Raw genomic sequence first — 18029 nt, 5'->3', positions numbered from 1 at the left:
AGCCGGCGCAGGGGCCGGCCCTGCTCTACAACGGGCTCGGGTTCTCCTGGAAGGAGATCTGCGGGACGAAACCCGACTCGCCGTCCACGTAGTAGGACACCGTCATCAGGCGGTTGTCGGGCAGCAGCACGTAGTAGGAGCCCTCCACCGGCCCGCTCTCGTTGCCCGAGCTCTCGGCGGCCGAGAGGGCACCGTCGGCGTCGGTCACGTCGTACTTGTAGTTGTAGGGCTGCGGGGGCTCTTCCTTGGCCGGGGCCGCCGCAGCGGCCTGGGGCTGCGATGCCGCCGCGGGAGCCGCCGCGAGCGTTTCGGCCCCTGCTGCGAAGGTCTTGCTGGTGGCCTCGATCTGCTCCGTGATCCACGTCAGGAAGTTCGCGTCCAAGGCCGCGACCTGATCCGGGTCCGCAGTCGAGTGCAGCTGCTTGGTCTCCGGGTTGTACGCGAACGCCGGCTTGTCACCGGGCTGCTGGGGCGCCAGTCGCCCCGTCGTGTCCTGCTTCACGCCGGCCACCGCGGCGGACAACGCCTCCAGGTCGATCCCGAATCCATCGGTCATCAACAACACCCCCATCATCAGATGAACACTCTTTGCGACCGCATCGCTACCCACCCCCACGCGCCCCGACACTCCTACCGGACCCTGGAGATCACTCCTCGATCGGACCACGGCCACTCAAGGTCAACGCCGATCCGGAGCCCGGGTGGTCGCCCGGGGATTGCGAGGCGCGGGTTCGCGTGAGACCGCGAACGCCGTGCCTTCTGTCACCTGAAGCTGACGCTGCGTCAGGACTGGCGTCTCCCGAAGGGTCAGAACCGCCACGTCACCACATCGATCCGGCTCCGACGACGGTGTCCCGTAGGGCGCGAGCCGTGACCAGTCCTTGGTCAGCCCCCAGAAGCAGGTGAGCCCTCGGTGCTCGCGGGCTGCGCCGGATGATCCTTTGGAGTGGACAGGTCCTCGGTGGTGAGGGCTCCCAAGTACTCCTTGCCGCCTTGGACTGTGGACACTTGCCTGTAGCGCCCCGTAGCGCGGTGCCAGTCGTAGTTTCCGCGAAGCCAGTACCCCACGAGCTGCGAGTACCGGACCACGGCACGGGATTCGGTCTCGGTGAGGCACAGGCGCTCGCACAACTGGGGAAGTTGCTGGTCGAGGGCGACGAATTCCTGCATCCGCCGGTCCGCCAGGTCGCGCATGTAGTGAATCGCCCAAACGCGGTCGTAGCCGCGTTGGCGCATCAGGTCGTGGATCAGGTTCGGCGACCCGTGGGCCTCCTCCTTCTCCAGGGAGAAGACCTCGTTCACGCAGATGACTTGGTCGACGGCGGCTTGCTGCATTTGTTTCAGGTGGGTGCTGTGCCAGGCGAGGTCGGGCACGTCGAGGTGGCCGGTGCGCTCGGCCAGGCACAGGGAGGGAAAGACGCCGATCGTTTGCCGGCGGCGCGCCAGGTGGGTCTCGAAGTCCAGCTCCTGACGACTGAGCCCGTCAGCGACCTCCGCCAGCTGCCCGGTGAAGTAATCCACCCAGGCGTGCGCGGTACGGGCCCGCCACCTTGGTGTGGTTCCTTCGCACATGCGGCGCCAGCAGTCGGCGAAGGCGACGGCTGTCGGGCGCGTCGCCAAAGCGGGGGCGCCGGGCGGGGAGGAAACCACCAGGATGTGCTCCTGGCAAGCCGCCGTGGCCTTGGCGATACGTTGCGGACAGCGCGTCTCGAACTGGTCGTCGAAGAGGAAGAACCAGCCCATGACGTCAAAGAGCAGGTCGAGATCGTCACCCGCCACGTCCAAATAACAGTAGCTACCGCATTCGGCGACCTGGGAGAACCGATAACGCTGCTCGGCTTCCGCGCTTCCCAGCAGCCCGTACCGGTGCGCCCAAGTCAGGTTGCGTGCACGGGCGGCAGCGGCGTGAGGGCTGGTACGAGACGGGAAGGGAACCTCGAACTCCACGTCCTGTGGCATGATCACCGCCTCAACGCACGCTGTTGGCAGGGCAATTACGCGCAATGGAAGCGTAGCTCGTCCGGTGCGAGCAGCACGGAGATCCCTCCGGAGATGGCGGGTCTTCATCGACCTTTGGCCGATCCGGCAGTGCCGCGCCCGCTTCGCCGCGTCCGGCCGGACGGCGGTGTCACTGCCCTTCCGCCCGACGTCCGGGGCTTCCAACCGCGCGGAGGCCCCGGCAGAGGCTCCTTCGGTTATCAACGGTTCGCGCGACTGAACTGACCGTCTCCTCAGTACGTGACGCTTGCTCTATCGCAACAGCAATGCCTTGCGATGGCAGTTCGGGTCGCCAGATGGCTGGTGTCCCCCACCGGGGGCGCTGCCCCGGCCCCCAACATGGTGAGCGACCTGCGCAAGCGCGAGGCGCTGGACCCGCCCTACTGCCACCTGCACTCCGTGTCCTCGGAACGGCTGTGCCGCGGCGTTGTAGCGGTCTTCCCTCTGCGGGGCTCCGCTGGCCCCGCCGTATGGATCTCTCTCCACTCCCGTACGCATGAGGCCGATCAACGAGCTGCAACTTGCACACCAGTTGACAGACACTGCTGACGGAATTTCCCTTCGCCACTTCTCGGCGGGTGCAGTGCCGACGACGATCAAGCCCGACGGCAGCCCTGTCACGGTGGCCGATCACGAGGTCGAGCAGGCGATTCGTGGCCTTCTCAATGACGCCCGCCCGCACGACACCTTCCTCGGAGAGGAGTCCGGCGCCCATGGGGCGTCAGCTCGGCGCTGGGTGATCGACCCGATTGACGGGACCGGCAACTTTGCTGCGGGGGATCCCTGGTGGAGCACCCTGATCGCCGCTGATGAAGGCGGCGAGGTCCTCACCGGCATCGTCTCCGCGCCGGCGATGCAGCGCCGCTGGTGGGCGACACGGGCATCGGGGGCGTGGACCGGCACCTGCCTCGACGGACGTCTCGGTCCCGGCGAGGCTCTTGCTGTCACCTCAACCGCAACCCTTGACCGGGCCACGGTGGCGACCTGGCCCCCCACCAGCCGGCTCACTCCGCAGCGTCAGGCCGCAGGTGCCAGGGTGGTCGCCGCTTGTGGCAAGGGGGGACCGCTGTCGGACTGGGACGGAGTCTGCCATGGTGCGCTGCTGGTCGCGGCGGGTGTCGCGGACGTCTTTCTCCATCTGAAGGCCGGCCCTTGGGACATCGCTGCGGTGGTCCCGATCGTGGAGGAGGCCGGGGGCAGATTCAGCAACTTGGACGGTGACCGCGGTATCTCCACGGGCGCGGCCCTGTTCACCAACGGTCGCGTGCACGATGAGGTCCTCGAACTCGTCAGGACTGATCGGGGCTGACGAACCCTCACCGCTCGATCGCGATGGAGCTGACGCCGATCCCCGGGTCCCGGCCTGTGGGGACCGGGCACGCTCCGGGGCCGTACCTGCGGCTGCTGTCGCGGCCGGTCCGCCGGATGGACGTTGTTCACGAGGTCTGCCCGGTTACGGCAGCCTGCGGACCGTCTTGATCCACTTCTCGTGAGCGGCCTGCCGCCATGCTCGTTGCCGCCGTCCCGATCGTGCTGACCGCCGCCGAGAGGTTCACCACCTCCGACCTGGACGATCTGCCGGCCCGACTCGACCGGCACACATTCGCCGACCAACACCCAGGATCCTCCGCCGCCCGGGTCACATGATCAACCCCGAAGGACTTCGAGTGCCGACCACTTAGGATGCGAGCCGTGACCAGTCCCACGCGTGTAGCCATGCCCGGCCAGGTGCGGAGCCTGGCGGCCCACCACCCTGCCGGCCCGCTGTATGTGACGAGCTACGGGACCGACGTCCTCGAAACGGTGCTGAGCGCGGTGGACCTCTCGGGAGCCGTGTTGTGGCAGCGGACCTTTCCAGGCACCGGGCGTCCGCAGTCGCGCGGCTCCCAGCACGGAGTGCTGTGGCTGGCCCGGCCGGGCGACGGCGGTCCGGTGCTGGAGGGAATCGGCCCGGACGGTGAGACCACGAGCGTCGTCGCACCTGCTTGCGATGCCGGCGAGGAGATCGGCGCCTTCGTGGTGCTCGACGACGGGTTCTGCCTCGCCTGGGCCGCCGCTTCCCCGTTCCAGCGCGGCGACGCCCCGTACCGCGAGCCCCGGGTGGCCCGGTACGCCCGCGACGGCCGGTGCCTGTGGTCGGCGCCGATCAGTCTCGGCGCGCTCTCCCACACAGGTGTGCTGGAGACGGGAGTTCACACCGACTGGGAGGTGCAGCCGAAGCAGCCGTGGACTCCGGAGGAAGTCGACGTCGACGACTGGGAGCCGCTGCTGGTCTCCGGCGACAGGGCGGCCGCCAGCTTCGTGGAACGACGCGGCGGGATCGGCGCCACCTTCTTCCTGGACCTGGCGGGCGGCGGGATCGTCGCCTCGACGAAACCCCTGCCCGCAGGCCGGAAAGCCATCGCCGGGCCGGCGGAGTTCCTGATCGGCTCGCAGGGCTACGGGGAGTTCAGCACCGCACGCTACGACCGCGACGGCGCCCAGGTCGCGCGCTGGAACAGCCACGGGGCCATGCTCGTCGACGCGGCCGGCGCGGTTCGAGGCCCCGAGCTGGAGAACCGTCTCCCCTCCCGCTCACGGTTCCGGGTACTGACCGACACCGGGGCCCTGGTGGACGGCCCCGCGCTCACCGGCTACTACACCTCCTACCCCGCACTGGACTCCGCCGGCACCGCCGTGTTCTGGCGCGACGGCAAGCTCCTGGCCGTCGACTCCAGCCTCACGCAGCACGAGTACTTCGCGACCGACGATTCCCGAAACGTCATCAGCCGCATCCTGCTGCTCGACGCCGGGCTGGTCGCCTTCGCCCTGGACAGCGAGCTGCTACTGATCCAGACCCCGCTGCGCCCACTGGCGTCTGGCTCCTGGCCCTGCGGTGACGGAAACCTTCACGGCAACCCGGTCAGGTCGACCGGCTGACCGGTTGGGCGGCGAAACCGGCGAGACCGCCCCAACCCGCTTCCTGAACAAGGGGGGGCGGGCTTGGGTGCCCTGGAGACCCGGTCAGAAGTGCGTGGCGATGCCGAAGGCCTGTCGCAGCTGCGCCATGTCGTGACGGTCACGATCGGCCGGTTCGTAACCCTGGTGGAAGTAGACCTGCTGATCGGCCGACAGGCAGGGGACGGCAGTCCCCTGGATCGTTCCCGTGACGAAGCACGAGGCGGGATAGGTGAACGGGTGCTCAGCGTCGGTCGACGCCTGAACTGCCGACCCGTCCGCAGCAGCGAAGACCAGCGGGTGCAGATCGATCTCCCGACCACCTGGATCGGTGACCACGAACCGCACCGGTCGCCAATCCAGGGTCTCGGCGAAGCCGGCCCGCGAGAGGGCCGCGAGCACCTCCGGTTCTTGGTCGCTCCGGTGCATCAGGTCCAGGTCCCGGTGCTGACGGGTCTGCTCACCGACGAGGGCGTCGATGCCCCAGCCGCCACCGATCCAGATGTCCACTTCCGCCCGCTGCAGCACGGCGAGGATGGCCAGTACGTCGTCTGCTGTCATCACTCGCGGACGCTAACTCTGATCACGCCGGTAGGCGAGCGGATTTACTCCCGTGACAACGCCACCCCAACCCGCCCAGCCAGACGATCAAGACCTCAGGCTGCCGCCCACGGCCAGTGCGGAAGATTTCAAGTCCAGTGAGACGGTCGTGATGCTATGAGGTTTGTGGTGTGGGTTCCCTGCGCTTGCTGGGGTCGTTGATCCATGCTGTCTGCGGTATCTCGGGCGGCCGGGGACGGCGTCCGAAGCGTTCGGGATGCCGGGCGTATGCCTCGGCGAGGGTGACGGCCCGCTGGTCGCGGACCTGTTCGGCGGTGCCGAAGTGGACGCTGGCGGGCGTGTGCAGGCCGATGCCCGAGTGCCGGTGCTCGTGGTTGTAGTACGAGATGAAGGCGTCGAACCATTCACGTGCATGGGCCAGGGAATCGAAGCGCGGCGGGAAGTCGGCCATGTACTTGACGGTCTTGAACTGGGCCTCGCTGTAAGGGTTGTCGTTGGAGACCTTGGGGCGCGAGTGGCTCCTGGTGACGCCGAGGTCGGTCAGCAGCTGGGAGACCTTCTTGGAGGTCATGGAAGTGCCGCGGTCGGCGTGCACGGTCTCGGGGACGATGCCGTTGCGCTCGATGGCCTCGCGGATCAACTCCTCGGCCCGTTCGGCCGATTCGACCGGCTCGACGGTATGGCCGACGATGTAGCGGCTGAAGATGTCGATGATGACGTAGGCGTGATACCAGATGCCCTTGCGGGGGCCGGCGGCCTTGGTGATGTCCCACGACCACACCTGCGAGGACGCGGTGGCGACCAGTTCGGGAACCGTCCTGGCCGGGTGGGTGGCCTGCCTGCGCCGCTCGCCCGACTGCCCGCGCTCGCGCAGGATCCGGTACATCGTGGAGACCGAGCAGTGGTAGCGCCCGGTGTCCAGCTCGCGGGCCCAGATCTGCGCGGGCGGCAGCTCGGCGTACTCGGGGCTGTTCATCAAGGCCAGTACCGCATGCCGTTCTTCGGCCGTCAGGGCGGAGGGCTGGACCTGCGGAGATCGGGGCCGGCGCGCGGGCGGCGGTTTCAGTCTTCGGTAGTGGGTGGCCCGGGAGCGGCCGGTCAGCCGGCATGCGGCCGTGGTGCCCAACTCGTGTTCGACGGCGGTGAACGCCTCGTCCACGACGGGGTCGGCGGCGTGTGTCAGTCCGCGCTCTCGGAGATCATTTCCAAGAGCGCCGACGCTTTTCCCAGGACCTCCAGCGCGGCCTTGTTCCGGGCGAGTTCCTTCTCCAGCCGTTCCACCTGCCGGCGCAGCTTCTCGTTCTCGGCCTCGGCGGCGGACTTCTTCGGGCGGGCCGGGCTCGTGCGGTGGTCGACCAGCCTCTCCAGGGCCCCGGCGTCGCGCGCGGCCCGCCACTCGGTGACGTGCGAGTGGTACAGGCGCTCGCGGCGCAGGACCGCACCCTTCTCGCCCTCGGGCGCGGCGTCGTACTCGGCGACGATCCGCAGCTTGTACTCGGGGCTGAACGTGCGGCGCTTCGGCCGGGGAGCCGGGTCAGTGGCGGACGGATTACTGCTGGTCATCAGGGGTGAAACTCCTACTCGGGCCCTCTCAGGCTAACCCGACAAAGCGGGATGTCTCACCCAAGGCTGACAGAGAGGGGTGCGAGCATCCCGGCGGAGCGCCACGCCAGCCCCTCCGACCAGCACGTTCGAAGATGGCGAATCATCAGTGACCGCAGCCACCGGGTGGGTCTGCGCGCCGATTCGCCCCAGCGGGTGACGATGCGGCAACCGGCAGTGCTCCGCTGCCATCCTGACAACCGGCACTGACCATCGCGTGATCGGAGTCCCTTGTGTTGACCACCCGCTTCGTCCCCGGCGCACCCAACTGGCTCGACCTCGCTGTCCCCGACATCGACGCCGCCGCGGCGTTCTACTCCGCCCTGTTCGGCTGGACCTTCCAGTCGGCCGGGCCGGAGGCCGGCGGCTACGGCTTCTTCCAGCTCGACGGCAAGACGGTCGGCGCTGTGGGCCCCTGTCAGGAGGAAGGCGCGGCCCCGACCTGGACGCCCTACTTCCTCACCACGGACGCGGATGCCACCAGCAAGGCGGTGGAGCAGGCCGGCGGTCGGATCCGGACGGCACCGATGGACGTCTTCACCGCCGGTCGGCTCGCGCAGTTCACCGACCCGACGGGAGCCGACTTCGCCGTCTGGCAGCCGGGCGACACCAAGGGCCTGGAAGCGGTCATGGAGCCGAACACCCTTTGCTGGACGGAGCTCTACACCACCGACGCCGCCGCAGCTCAGGACTTCTACCGCAGCGTGTTCGCCTGGACCTACCAGGAGATGGCGATGGGTGGGGAGTTGACCTACAGCCTGGTTTCGGCGCCCGGCGGCGGCACTGGGGACGACACCGCGCACGGCGGAATCCTCCAGCTCCAGCAGATGCACCTGGAGGCCGGTTCGACGTCGGAGTGGCACCCGTACTTCGGCGTCACCGACTGCGACGCGATGTACCAGACCGCCACCCAGCTCGGCGCCACCCCCCTGATCGCGCCGATGGACGCTGCGGGCATCGGCCGGTTGGCGATGGTGATGGACCCGGCCGGCGCGGTGTTCGCCCTTCTCAAGGGGGAGCCGAAGACGGCCTGACGCCGAATCACCGCAGACCCGCGATGACCTTGCCGCGGCCGTAGTACAGGCGAGGTTGACGCCGACGGCCGATGGGCAGCCTGTTCCGGCACAGGGGGTGATCGGGAAACCAAGTCGGAGGTAGACCGTGGCTGTTCCGAGCCGGACACCGCACGTGGACTGCACCTGCGGTGCGCCCGAGCTCATCGAAGGCGCCGCGTTCGAGGCGCGGTTCACCACCCCGCTCGGCGAGGTGGCCGGGGTGACTGACCTGATCGAGACGGCGTACGAGTACTACCACGCATTGGCTCGGCACCCCGCTCTCGGACCCGTGCGGTGGTGCGACTGCGGCAGCGACACGGCATCGGTCTGCGCGAGTTGCGGTGGGCGCAGACTGGCAGCCGCGTACCGGGCAGTGGTCCATCCGGACCGGGCCAGGTGCGAGGCGTTCCTGACCGAACTCGCCTCGGTCCGCTACCGCGATGCCTCGGGCGTGGTGAAGGCGGCGCTGCTCGGCGGGGTGATCAAGCTCGTGGGAGAGCTCTTGCGGGACGAATTCCGGCAGCAGACGGCCCCGTCCGTACCTGCAGCCCCACCACGCTCGGCAGCACAGGCACTGACCATCCCGGGGAAGAACCGGTACCTGCGCTCCGTCTCCGAGCTGTGTTCCTCCCACATCGGCGAGTGCTGCTCCCTCGTGATCGGCAGCGGCTCCCCCATCGCCCGCGATCGCACCGAGCTATGGGCCGCATCCGTCGAATGGGTGCAGTGGGGCAATGACTACCGCGGCGAGGAGCACTACGCGTACGCGGACTGGCTCAGCACCCGGCCACCCCGTCCACTGCCCGGCCGTGAAGAAGCCACCCACGCGCAGTGGCTGCTCTGCCAGGCGCTGGGGCGGGGCGTGGACAGCGGCGGGCGCGCGGACGCCCCGTGGTTGTGCGGGGCGGCGTACCTGGCCGGCCTCGACGCCTGGGCTCTGCTGCTGGGTGGCGAACTGATCAATTTCGGCGCGATCGGGCTGGAAGACGAGGCCGACGCAGTGGTCTTCGCACACGCCACCGTGGCCCGGCTGGCGGTCATGGTCGTGTGCAGCACTATCGACCTGGTCGCCGAAGCCATGGCGGAGGAGCGGAACCTCTTCGACACGGTGTGCGGTACCGCACGCCGACGCCTGCTCGCCTGGGGGCTGGACAACCTCCGGGCCCCCTGGCCCATCCCGGCCGTATCCGACGTGTGGGCCGTGTGGAGCAGCTACATGTGGCTGGGTCCGCGGCACCGCTTCGCCCTGTACGCCCTCCCGGTCACCGTGCAGCGGCAGGTGACGGCCCGGTGGGCACAACCGACCCAGTTGCCCGCCCTGCGCCGGGCGCAGGAGGCGTGGCAAGCCGGGCTGACGGTCGATCAGGAGCTGGACGTGCCCTGCGCGTGCTGCGACCACGCGGCGCTGGCCCGGGAGATGACCGCCTGGTCGACGGTGGTGATCGACGGAGCCGACGCAACGGACGCGGGCCGGCTCGCCTTCGTCCAACTGCTCGACGCCTGCGGGGTCGACGCCTGCGACACGTGGCACCGCAGCATCCTGGACCGGTGCCCGTCCCTGGCCGCCCGGCACGAAGTCCTCTACCGCCGGGTGGCAGAGCGTGCGGACATCTTCACCGCCGGTCTGGACGCGTACGAGGCATACCTGGCAGGCGCCGAACCGGTGCTGCTACCGACGCGGCCGGCCGAGTTCGCGCGTCAGGCGGCAGACGACCTCTGCGCCCGGTACCACGGCCGAATCGCCCGCGCGGCCGGGGTCGGCGATCACCAGTGAGTGGTGCGGGGCGCAGAAGTCTGGCGGTGGGTCAGGTAAGAAGACCGGAGAAGTGCCTCTTCCGGTATTCAGCCTGGGTACCGTTTTCGCCTCCGTCCCGCCTCTGACCTGCGCGGACGAGCCGACCGGGGGTGTCCCGTGATTAGCGGGACACCCTGCTGGACGGGGTGGCGGACACCCGTAACGGGACACCCTGACGGCCAGGCAGTTCCCGGCGCGGACCTGGCGGCCAGTCAGCGTGCGGTCCGGACCGAGGCGGGGCGCGGAGCCGGGCGGGCCGGCGCACCAGGGCGGCTCGGTCCGGGGGTGGGGTGGAGGAGTTCCTGGAGTGCCCGGGCGGTGGGCGGGCTGGGCTTGGCGTCGATCTCGGCGAGGCTGGCGGTGAGCCGCTCCCAGGTGCGGCGGACTCCGTCGCGGCGGCCGAGTGAAGCCTGCACGGAGGCGAGACGGAGGTGGAGCTCCTCGTTGTAGCGGTCGATGCCGACGGCCCGGTCGAGGTGGCTCATCGCGAGCTCCGGGTCGCCGCCGGCCACGGCGGAGGCGAGTGCGCCGAGGGCGTCGAGCGCCCGGCGGCGGAGGTCCTCGCGGGCCGGCTCGGCCCACTCGTACGCGGTGTCGGCGCATAGCTCGCCCGTGTAGAGGTCCGCGACCCGGCGGTGCGCGGCCAGGCGGGCCATGGGGTCGGGTGCGGCCGCCACGGCTTGGACGGCGCGGTCGAACTCGTCGAGGTCGGTGGTGATCAGGTCGCGGTTGAGGTGCGTCAGTTCACCGGTGGTGAGGATGGCGTTGACCGAGGTGGTGGCGCCGAGCGCCTGGCGCAGCGCGGTGCGGACGCTGGTCTTGGCGGTGTTGAAGGCCTGGGTGGCGCCCGGTGGGGTGCGCTCGGGCCAGATCGCTTCGAGGATCGTCTCCTTCGGCACCGGGCGACGGTGGACGGCGAGGTAGGCGAGGAGTTCTCCGGCGAAGCCGACCAGCCCTCGGGTGACGGTCCTGCCGTCCACGGTGACGGTGAACGGGCCGAGGAGGGTGACTCGGACTCGGTGGATGCGGTCGTCCGACGGTGCGGCGGGAGGCGGAGGCCGCTCCTCGTTCGCCACCGCCAGCTCCTCGACGGCCGGGAGCTCCACCGTGTCGGCCTGGTGCTCTCCGTCGGTGGATTCCGGGACGAGTGGGAGAAGGGTTGCGGCAGCCTCCTCCGTCAGGTGGAAGAGCCGGAGTGCGCGTTGCCCGTTCGGAGGTGACGTCGTGAAACTGGCGCTGCCGTCGGCGGCTACGGTCAGGGTCACCGCGTCGTCCGACGGCAGGTCGGCGAGTTGGACGGCCACCAGGCCGTGCGGCTGTCCCCTACTGCACAGGGCTGCCAGCCGAGCGCTGTGCTGCGGTTCCACGTCGCCGAGCAGCAGGACGAGCGGGTGGTTCGGCCGACCGGCGTCCTCCTCGCGCTCGCGGGCCCGGGTGAGGATCCGCGCCTCTGCGAGGTCGAGCGCTTCAGCGGTGTCGCGGCTGCGGGAGCAGGACGGCCAGAGCTGCCGGGTAGCGAGGACTGGTGCCAGCCGCTGGGCCAGCGGGGTGGGGAGGATGAGCTCGTAGTCGTCCGGGTGGGTGAGCACGGCGGCCAGCACCGCGCGGGCGGCGCTGGCTGCGCCAGGGCCGGTGAGCGCGAGCAAGCGGTGGCCGTGGCGGGCGACCAGGTCGAGGACACCGACTTCCGCCCCGGCGTGGGCACCGATCGGAAGGTCGTCGGGGCGGGCCGAGCCCGAGGCAGTTGCGTGGAGGCGGTGGGTGCGCCGGAGGGCGGCGGCGAGCGTGGAGTCCTCCGGCCTGGGCGGCTCCTGGTGGGGCGCGGTGGCAGGCTCGCCGGGTTGGTAGGCGCGGCGGCGCTGGAGGGCGCGGGCCACTGCGGCAGCGCTCAGCGCGACGCCGACCGAAAGCGCCAGGTAGCCGGCTGCCGCGGGGAGTTCGAGACCAGGGTGCGCAGTCGTCCGGGTCGGGTTCGGTGCGGGGCGCGGTGCCGGGGTGGCCAGGTGCGGTGCGGGAGCCGGTTCCGGCTTCGGTGCCGGTGCGGGCGGCGCAGGCCGGGGCAGCAGGTCGGCGCTTGGTACTGGTGGGACCAGCTCCACGCCCGGGAGCACCATGGTCCACCCCGGCCGGATGACGTCCGGGTCGGTGAGGCTGCCGCCGTCCGCCTGGGTGCGTCCGTGGTTGAGCTGGAAGATCTCCTTCCAGCGGAGCGGGTCGCCGAGGTGACGGTCCGCCAGATCCCACAGGGTGTCACCGGCCCGCACCTCGCACCGCCGGCTGACGCTCGGCGCGTCGGCGACGTCGGCACTGTTGGCGGCGCGGGCCACGGGGTTGGCCGGTGCGGTGACCGCGACAGGTGCGGCGACGGCCTCCCCCACGGCGGGCCGCACCAGGGTGAGCAGTCCCAGCACGACGCTCACCACCAGCGCACCGGTGAGCGTGCGCCGGGCATGCTGGAGGTGCTGCTCGGATCCGGTGCGCAGGAACCGGGGCAGGCGCACCGCGCACCACACCACCTCGTACAGCGTCTGTCCGCAGAGCACCAGCCACAGCCCCCACCCGGCGACGGCGAGCAGTCGCAGCAGGGTGAGCACCGACAGCGGGCCGACGAGCTCGGCCGCCAGCTCGTCCCACCCCGGAACATGCGTCAGGTCGAGTGGGCCGGCGCACCGGATCAACGCGTACGGCAGACCGATCAGCAGCACCGCGAGCGCTCCGCCGGCCACCACTGCACGGCCGACCGTCCTCGCCCTCCCCCGCCTCACTGCGCACCCCCACGCCACGCAGCGTGCGCGGTCGCGGTGGCGCTCTCGTGCATCGACCCGACTCCGACCAGCGAGAGGAGTTGGGTGCGCTGTTCGCGCTCGACGGTGACCGTGACCTCCTGGTCGGTGGCGGTCACCCGTCCCGTGGCACCGGCCGCATCGAGGTAGGCGGTCGCCGCCTGCTGGGCGGCGGCCGGTCCGAGGTCGATGGTGTGGTCGGTGCGCAACCGCCCGAGGTCCAGCTGGCGAGCACCGGCTCGTGCGGCCTCCTGGGCTTCGCCGACCGCCTTCACCTTGGCCGCGAGCGCGAGTCCGCCGTCCGCCACCAGGCCGACCACGGCGATCAGGCCGACGATGACGGTGACTGTGAACGCGGTGACGGAGCCGTCATCGCGGGTGGCCTTCATGATCGGTCCGAGACGTAGGTGTCCAGCGGCGCGGTGAAGTCCGCGGTGATCGTCTGGTGGCCCGGCAGCGGCACGGCGGAGAGGTCGGCGAGGCTCACCTCGCAGCTGACGGTGACCACGACCTGGCCGCCGGGCCGGAACGAGCCGGTGTTGACGGTGGTGACGGGCCGGGGGCACGAGGTGCCGGCCGCCGTCAGGGCGTCAGCTGCGGTCTCCCGCCCGGCTTTGCCCGCCTCCCCCGGACTGCGCGTCAGCGAGGCAGCCCGCGCCGCCTGGTGAGCCGCGTCCTCGACGTCGATGCGCGCGCCGGCCAGCCGCCACATCGCGACGGCCAGCACGGTGAGCATGATGAGCAGCGGGGTGATCAGGGTCATCTCGACCGGGACCGAACCTCGGTCTCCTCGGGTCGACAAGTCGGTTACCTCCTTTGCTGATTGATGGACTCAGCCGTCGGCCAGCTGCTCGATCGGACCACTGGAGTGCGCCCTGACCACCAGGTCCAGCCCGGGCAGCAGCCGCACCACGTGGCCGTACACGTCCGCCCTCGCGACGCCTGCGGAGCGCGAGACGCTGACCGAGGGATCACGCAGGCTCGCCGAGTTGACGTGCGCCAGCAGGTCCTCGCCGGCTCGTCGTCCCGTCGCGGCGTCGCCGTCCTGGGTGCGGGCCGCAGCCACCGCCTGCGCGGCGGCGGCCTGGGCGATGTGGTGGGCGTGGGCGGCGAGGGCGAACTGGAAGAACGCCATCAGCAGCAGGATCAGCAACGGGGTCGCGAGGACGAGTTCGGGTGTCGCCGATCCCTGGTCGGGCGCGCGGGGCTTCCGCTTCGGCATCACGGTGCGCTTCAACGGTGCGCCTCAGAGGTTGATGCTGTTGACCTTGTCGGCGATCTTGGAGCCGAGGACGGCGAGCGCCGCGATTCCCGCGAGCACCAGGAGCGCCGTGACGATCACGGTCTCGGTCGTGTATCCGGCGTCGGGTTCGTTGCGGATCGTCTCGGCCCGGTCGGCGAGGTGCTGGCGGATGACCGTCCAGACGTGGTGGATCCTGCCGGTGAGTCGCATGGTGGTCCTCCGTGGTTCGTTGTGGGGGGCGAGCTCGCGTCAGAGCCCGGTGAGCGCGTGAGCAAGGGCCGGGTACCCGAGGAAGAGCAGGAAGCCGCCGAAGAGGAGCACCACGGGCAGGCTCATCCGCTCGGTCGCGGACGCGGCCTGCGCCTCTGCCTCCGCGAGTGCGTGCCGGCGGAGCGTGGCCGCCTTCGTGCCGAGGGAGTTCTTCACCCGCGCACCCTCGGTGCCGGCGAGCGAAGCGGTGGCGGCGAGTTCGGTCAGCTCCGACACGCCGAGCCGGGTGCCGAGTTCACCCAGCGGCCCCCAGACTGCGGTGCGGGTGAGCTCGGCCTCCTGGAGCGCCCGACGGAAGGAGGTGAAGCCGACACCGTGGCCCGCCCCGGCCGCCGCCGTCAGCGCCTGCTCGACACCGGCGCCGCCGGACAGTGCGACGACGGTGAGGTCGAGCATCACCGACAGCGAACGCCTGACCTCCGCCCGCCGCTCCTCCGCTTTCTGACGGGCAATCAGGTCCGGGACGAAGGAGAGCGCCGCACCGAGGACCAGGCTGCCCCAGGTGGGCAGCGCCCAGCCGATCCCGGCGCCGGCCAGCGCCATCAGCGCGGCGAGCGGGACGGGCAGCAGTAGTCCGGCGACGGCGGCCGTGGTCTTCTCGGCGAGGTACCGCTCGACCGGGATCTCCAGGGTTCGCAGATCGGCAGCCGTCCGGGCGGTGGGCAGCCGGCAGTGCCGCCAGAGCGGCGCGGCCGCCGCTCCGGCCCGCGCGGACCATCCGTCGTCCGCACGGTCCACTGGCCGAGGCAGCGGGGCCAGCGCGTCCGCCAGGTCCACGCGCTGCGGTCGCAGTCCGCGCCAGAACGTCCACACCCCGGCGCCGAACCCGGCGCCGCACAGCAACACCCCGATCACGTCGCCTCCTTCGGGTCCGCGAGCAGCCGGGCCGGCTCGGTGAAGGCGGCGATCCTGCGCAGCCAGGCGAACGCGGCGGCGAAGAGCCCGCCGACGATCAGCAGCACCAACTGCCCCTGCGCGCCGTCGAAGGGCGTGAGGTAGTCGCGGTTCAGCACGACCAGGCCCAGGGCCATGCCCAGCGTCGTGCCGACGACGATCCGCACGGAGGTCCGCACCCGGGCCCGGGAGGCCGCGGTGCGGGTGCGCATCTGCGCCTGTTCGCGTGCTGCGAAGGCGAGTCCGGCCAGCAGCTCTCCGAGCCGACCGCTCTGTCGGCCTGCCGCACCGAGCAGCGCCAGGACGACCAAGTCACCGAGCGGGTCGCCCAGTTCATTCTGGAAGTCGCGCAGCGCGTCCGGCAGGCGTCGGCCGTGCCGGATCCGCTCGGCCAGCTCGGCCACCTCCGTGCGGATGGGCAGGGGCGCGGTCGCGGCGGTGGCGAGCAGGGTCTGTTCGAGGCCCGCTGCCGCGCTGAGCGTGTCGTGCAGTTGCTCGGTCCAGGAGGCGATGGCCTCGATCCGCTCGATCGCCTCCCGGCCGTCGCGGTCCTGCCCGAGCAGCCCGGGCAGGGCCCAGGCGGCGAGCGCCGCGAGTGGCGCGGCCACCGGCCAACCGGTCAGCGCCACGGCTCCGCTGGCTGCGGCGGCCGCGATCGCGAGGCGGCGTCCGGGCCGGACCCGGCGCCACCAGTGGGTGAGCCGATCCCCGGCGGCGCTCGGTTCGCCCGGACGCAGGCCGGTGTACGTGGTCCACAGTCCCGCTCCGAAGCCGGCGCCGAGCAGGGCGCTGAACGCCAGGCTCGCCCTCACCTCGACCACCCACCGTGGGAGGTCGGCTGATAGCCCGTCAGCTCCAGCTCGGCGAGCGTCTCCGAGCGCAGCGGAGTCGCGTAGACGGCGCGACGGTCCGGGCCGGGCCGGTAGACCTCGTTGGAGATCAACTGGTCGCCGTCGGCGCCGACGACCTCGCGGATCGAGGAGACGGCCCGCCGGCCGGAGGCGTCACGGGCCAGGTGGATGACGAAGTGCACGGCCGAGGCGACGAGGAGGTTCGTCGCCTCCAGGCCCAGGCGCTCGGGCGCCTGCACGGCGTAGGCCGCCAGCTTGGTGAAGACGCCGCGCGAGCTGGAGGCGTGGATGGTGGACAGCGAGCCGTCGTTGCCCTGGCTCATCGCGGTGCACATCGGGACGACCTCCGCTCCGCGCACCTCGCCGACGATCACCCGGTCAGGTGCCATCCTGAGGCCCCAGCGCACCAACTCGGCCTGGCTGACTTCCCCTTCGCCCTCGATGTTCGCCTCGCGCGCCTGCATCGGGACGACGTCGGGGTGCAGGCCGTCCAGGTGGAGGCCGAGCTCGTAGGTGTCCTCGATGGTCACCAGGCGTTCGGTCGCGGGGATTTCGGAGGCGAGGGCACGCAGCAGGGTGGTCTTGCCCATGTTCGTGCCGCCGGCGACGATCAGGTTCTTTCGCGCCAGGACGAAAGCTCGCAGCAGGTTCTCCAGCTCCGCGTCGAACATGCCCAGCGCGCGCAGCTCCGGCAGGCTTGCGCGCGGGTACCGGTGGCGGCGGATCGACAGGGACACCCGTTCGGACACCGCCATCACCGCGAACAGGCGGGACCCGTCCGGAAGCTGCATGTTCAGCCGGGGCACCGCCCGGTCGAAGCGGCGCTCCTCCGTACCGCCGCGCGAGGCAATCGAGCGCACCAGCTCCGCCAACTCCGCGTCCGAGGCGGCGATCGGCCCGACCTGCTCCTTGTGGCCGTCGGCGTACCGGACGAAGACCTGGTCGCAGCCGTTGGCGAAGACGTTCTCGATCTCCGGATCCTCCAACAGGCCCTGCAACCCGCCGAGTCCGAAGAGCGCGTGGTGCGCCGCGCGCATCGCCCGGGCCTCCGCCGCCTTGTCCAGGCTGGTCGGCGCGCCCAGCAACAGTCGCTGCTCGATACGGCGTTCCAGCTCCTCCGCGAGCAGGCGCTCCCCCATGGCCCGGTGCTGCTGCGGGCTCAGCGGCACACCGCCGGTCTCCTCCAGGCGCCGGTACTGGTCCAGCAGGAGCCTGCTCACCTCCAGCCGCAGTGCCTCGGCGAGTTCACGTTCCGCCGCGTCGGTGTCCGTCACCGTCATGTGCGCTCACCTCCGAGAGCTGCCGCCAGCGCGGTCTTGTCGGTCGGGTTGGTCTGCTCGGGAATCAACCCGCTGATGTCCTCGGCGAGTCGGCGTGCCGCATCAGGCAGCGGGCGTCCGCGCCGGGCGAGGATCCGGCGCCGCCGCGGTGCGCCGCGCAGGATGCCGGCCGTCTCGTCGTCGACCGGGAGTGGCGCGCAGTGGTCGGCGCCCAGCACCTGCCCGACCTCGGCGGCCGACCAGGCGCACCCGCCCACCACGACCACGACGATCCGGCGCGTCAACGACCGCAGCCGGGGCACCGCCGCCTCCGCGTGCGCCAAGTCCTCGATCGCGCCTCGGGTCACCAGGAGCAGTACGTCGGCGGCCGCCAGGAGCGGTGTGACCGGTCCGGGTGACAGCCCCGTCCTGCCGATGTCGGCGATTGCAACCACGTCGTCCAACTCGGCCTCGCCCCAGAGCTCTTCGAGGACACCGAGGGCGGCGGTGGCCTGCTCGGGCGCCGCCGGCCCGGGCACCACCGTGGCCAGGCGCGGTAGCTGGTGCGCGTGCTCCAGCAGGAGGCGCCCGCTCAGTCCGGCCCGCCGCGCGGAGGCGGCGAGCGTGACCAGGGACGGCGAGTCCGGCAGGTCGAACCGCAGCGCGGTGTCGCCGCCCGACGGGTCGGCCTCCAGCACCACGGCGGCCCGGTCGCCCGGCCAGGCCGTCGCGAGGGCGAGCGCAGTCGTGCTCACCCCCGGCGCGCCCTTCACCGAGCCCA

19 protein-coding genes are annotated in these 18029 nt (G+C 71.0%); 5 read left to right on the top strand and 14 right to left on the bottom strand.

The genetic code is table 11. The features are described from left to right. Positions 1-25 precede the first annotated feature (25 nt). Together FHX73_RS29340 and FHX73_RS29335 are read right to left on the bottom strand one after the other, a co-directional pair. Entirely contained in the window at positions 26-556 is a 531-nt protein-coding gene (locus FHX73_RS29340) for a chitin-binding domain-containing protein (RefSeq protein ID WP_170305130.1), read from the bottom strand. 329 nt (positions 557-885) lie between these two features. After that, positions 886-1959 (bottom strand): terpene synthase family protein, encoded by a 1074-nt coding sequence (locus FHX73_RS29335; protein ID WP_145908910.1) that lies wholly within the window; start codon positions 1957-1959, stop codon positions 886-888. 535 nt (positions 1960-2494) lie between these two features. Between FHX73_RS29335 and FHX73_RS29330 the strand changes: the two genes are divergently transcribed. From FHX73_RS29330 to FHX73_RS29325, 3 genes are all read left to right on the top strand, one after another. After that, positions 2495-3307, top strand: coding sequence for an inositol monophosphatase family protein (locus FHX73_RS29330; RefSeq protein ID WP_145908909.1), 813 nt, complete (start codon positions 2495-2497; stop codon positions 3305-3307). Between the two features lie 197 nt (positions 3308-3504). Next, a complete protein-coding gene (locus FHX73_RS45025) occupies positions 3505-3645 on the top strand; it encodes a hypothetical protein (protein ID WP_170305093.1) in 141 nt (46 codons plus the stop codon). 45 nt (positions 3646-3690) lie between these two features. Next, positions 3691-4917: a hypothetical protein gene (locus FHX73_RS29325; protein ID WP_211786366.1), complete on the top strand. Its 1227-nt coding sequence runs from the start codon at positions 3691-3693 to the stop codon at positions 4915-4917. 84 nt (positions 4918-5001) lie between these two features. Here FHX73_RS29325 and FHX73_RS29320 read toward each other — a convergent pair whose 3' ends face one another. From FHX73_RS29320 to FHX73_RS45020, 3 genes are all read right to left on the bottom strand, one after another. Then, on the bottom strand, positions 5002-5496 hold the full coding sequence (locus tag FHX73_RS29320) for a nucleotidyltransferase domain-containing protein (RefSeq protein ID WP_211786365.1): 495 nt from the start codon (positions 5494-5496) through the stop codon (positions 5002-5004). Positions 5497-5650: 154 nt separating this feature from the next. After that, positions 5651-6655, bottom strand: coding sequence for an IS3 family transposase (locus tag FHX73_RS29315; protein ID WP_170304840.1), 1005 nt, complete (start codon positions 6653-6655; stop codon positions 5651-5653). A gap of 20 nt (positions 6656-6675) precedes the next feature. Continuing rightward, on the bottom strand, positions 6676-7059 hold the full coding sequence (locus FHX73_RS45020) for a transposase (protein WP_170304841.1): 384 nt from the start codon (positions 7057-7059) through the stop codon (positions 6676-6678). A gap of 272 nt (positions 7060-7331) precedes the next feature. On the opposite strand from FHX73_RS45020, the gene FHX73_RS29310 reads away from it, so the two are divergent. Then, positions 7332-8132 (top strand): VOC family protein, encoded by an 801-nt coding sequence (locus tag FHX73_RS29310; RefSeq protein WP_145908907.1) that lies wholly within the window; start codon positions 7332-7334, stop codon positions 8130-8132. A 154-nt stretch (positions 8133-8286) separates the two neighbouring features. Beyond that, entirely contained in the window at positions 8287-9927 is a 1641-nt protein-coding gene (locus FHX73_RS29305; RefSeq protein WP_145908906.1) for a hypothetical protein, read from the top strand. Positions 9928-10160: 233 nt separating this feature from the next. On the opposite strand, the gene FHX73_RS29300 is transcribed toward FHX73_RS29305, so the two are convergent. The 9 genes from FHX73_RS29300 to FHX73_RS29260 are packed head-to-tail and all read right to left on the bottom strand — an operon-like array spanning position 10161 to position 18003. Then, positions 10161-12674: a LysM peptidoglycan-binding domain-containing protein gene (locus tag FHX73_RS29300; protein WP_170305129.1), complete on the bottom strand. Its 2514-nt coding sequence runs from the start codon at positions 12672-12674 to the stop codon at positions 10161-10163. Between the two features lie 35 nt (positions 12675-12709). Continuing rightward, positions 12710-13120 (bottom strand): pilus assembly protein TadG-related protein, encoded by a 411-nt coding sequence (locus FHX73_RS45015; RefSeq protein ID WP_170305128.1) that lies wholly within the window; start codon positions 13118-13120, stop codon positions 12710-12712. Then, a complete protein-coding gene (locus FHX73_RS29290; RefSeq protein ID WP_211786364.1) occupies positions 13117-13533 on the bottom strand; it encodes a TadE/TadG family type IV pilus assembly protein in 417 nt (138 codons plus the stop codon). The genes FHX73_RS45015 and FHX73_RS29290 overlap by 4 nt, the downstream gene beginning before the upstream one ends. Before the next feature lie 30 nt (positions 13534-13563). Next, complete coding sequence (locus FHX73_RS29285; RefSeq protein WP_145908903.1) at positions 13564-13953, bottom strand: TadE/TadG family type IV pilus assembly protein; 390 nt, start codon at positions 13951-13953, stop codon at positions 13564-13566. 24 nt (positions 13954-13977) lie between these two features. After that, positions 13978-14184, bottom strand: coding sequence for a hypothetical protein (locus FHX73_RS29280; RefSeq protein ID WP_145908902.1), 207 nt, complete (start codon positions 14182-14184; stop codon positions 13978-13980). Between the two features lie 39 nt (positions 14185-14223). Further along, positions 14224-15099, bottom strand: a complete 876-nt coding sequence (locus FHX73_RS29275; RefSeq protein WP_145908901.1) for a type II secretion system F family protein — start codon at positions 15097-15099, stop codon at positions 14224-14226. Continuing rightward, positions 15096-15950, bottom strand: a complete 855-nt coding sequence (locus tag FHX73_RS29270) for a type II secretion system F family protein (RefSeq protein WP_246213941.1) — start codon at positions 15948-15950, stop codon at positions 15096-15098. The genes FHX73_RS29275 and FHX73_RS29270 overlap by 4 nt, the downstream gene beginning before the upstream one ends. After that, entirely contained in the window at positions 15947-17269 is a 1323-nt protein-coding gene (locus FHX73_RS29265; RefSeq protein ID WP_145908899.1) for a TadA family conjugal transfer-associated ATPase, read from the bottom strand. The genes FHX73_RS29270 and FHX73_RS29265 overlap by 4 nt, the downstream gene beginning before the upstream one ends. Next, positions 17266-18003: a hypothetical protein gene (locus tag FHX73_RS29260; RefSeq protein ID WP_145908898.1), complete on the bottom strand. Its 738-nt coding sequence runs from the start codon at positions 18001-18003 to the stop codon at positions 17266-17268. Before FHX73_RS29260 ends, FHX73_RS29265 begins: the two co-directional genes overlap by 4 nt. Positions 18004-18029: the final 26 nt, after the last annotated feature.

The sequence above is a fragment of the Kitasatospora viridis genome (genome assembly GCF_007829815.1).
Classification (GTDB): domain Bacteria; phylum Actinomycetota; class Actinomycetes; order Streptomycetales; family Streptomycetaceae; genus Kitasatospora; species Kitasatospora viridis.
Note: the sequence above shows the minus strand (reverse complement) of the source record. Positions and strands in the feature narration are given on the sequence as shown.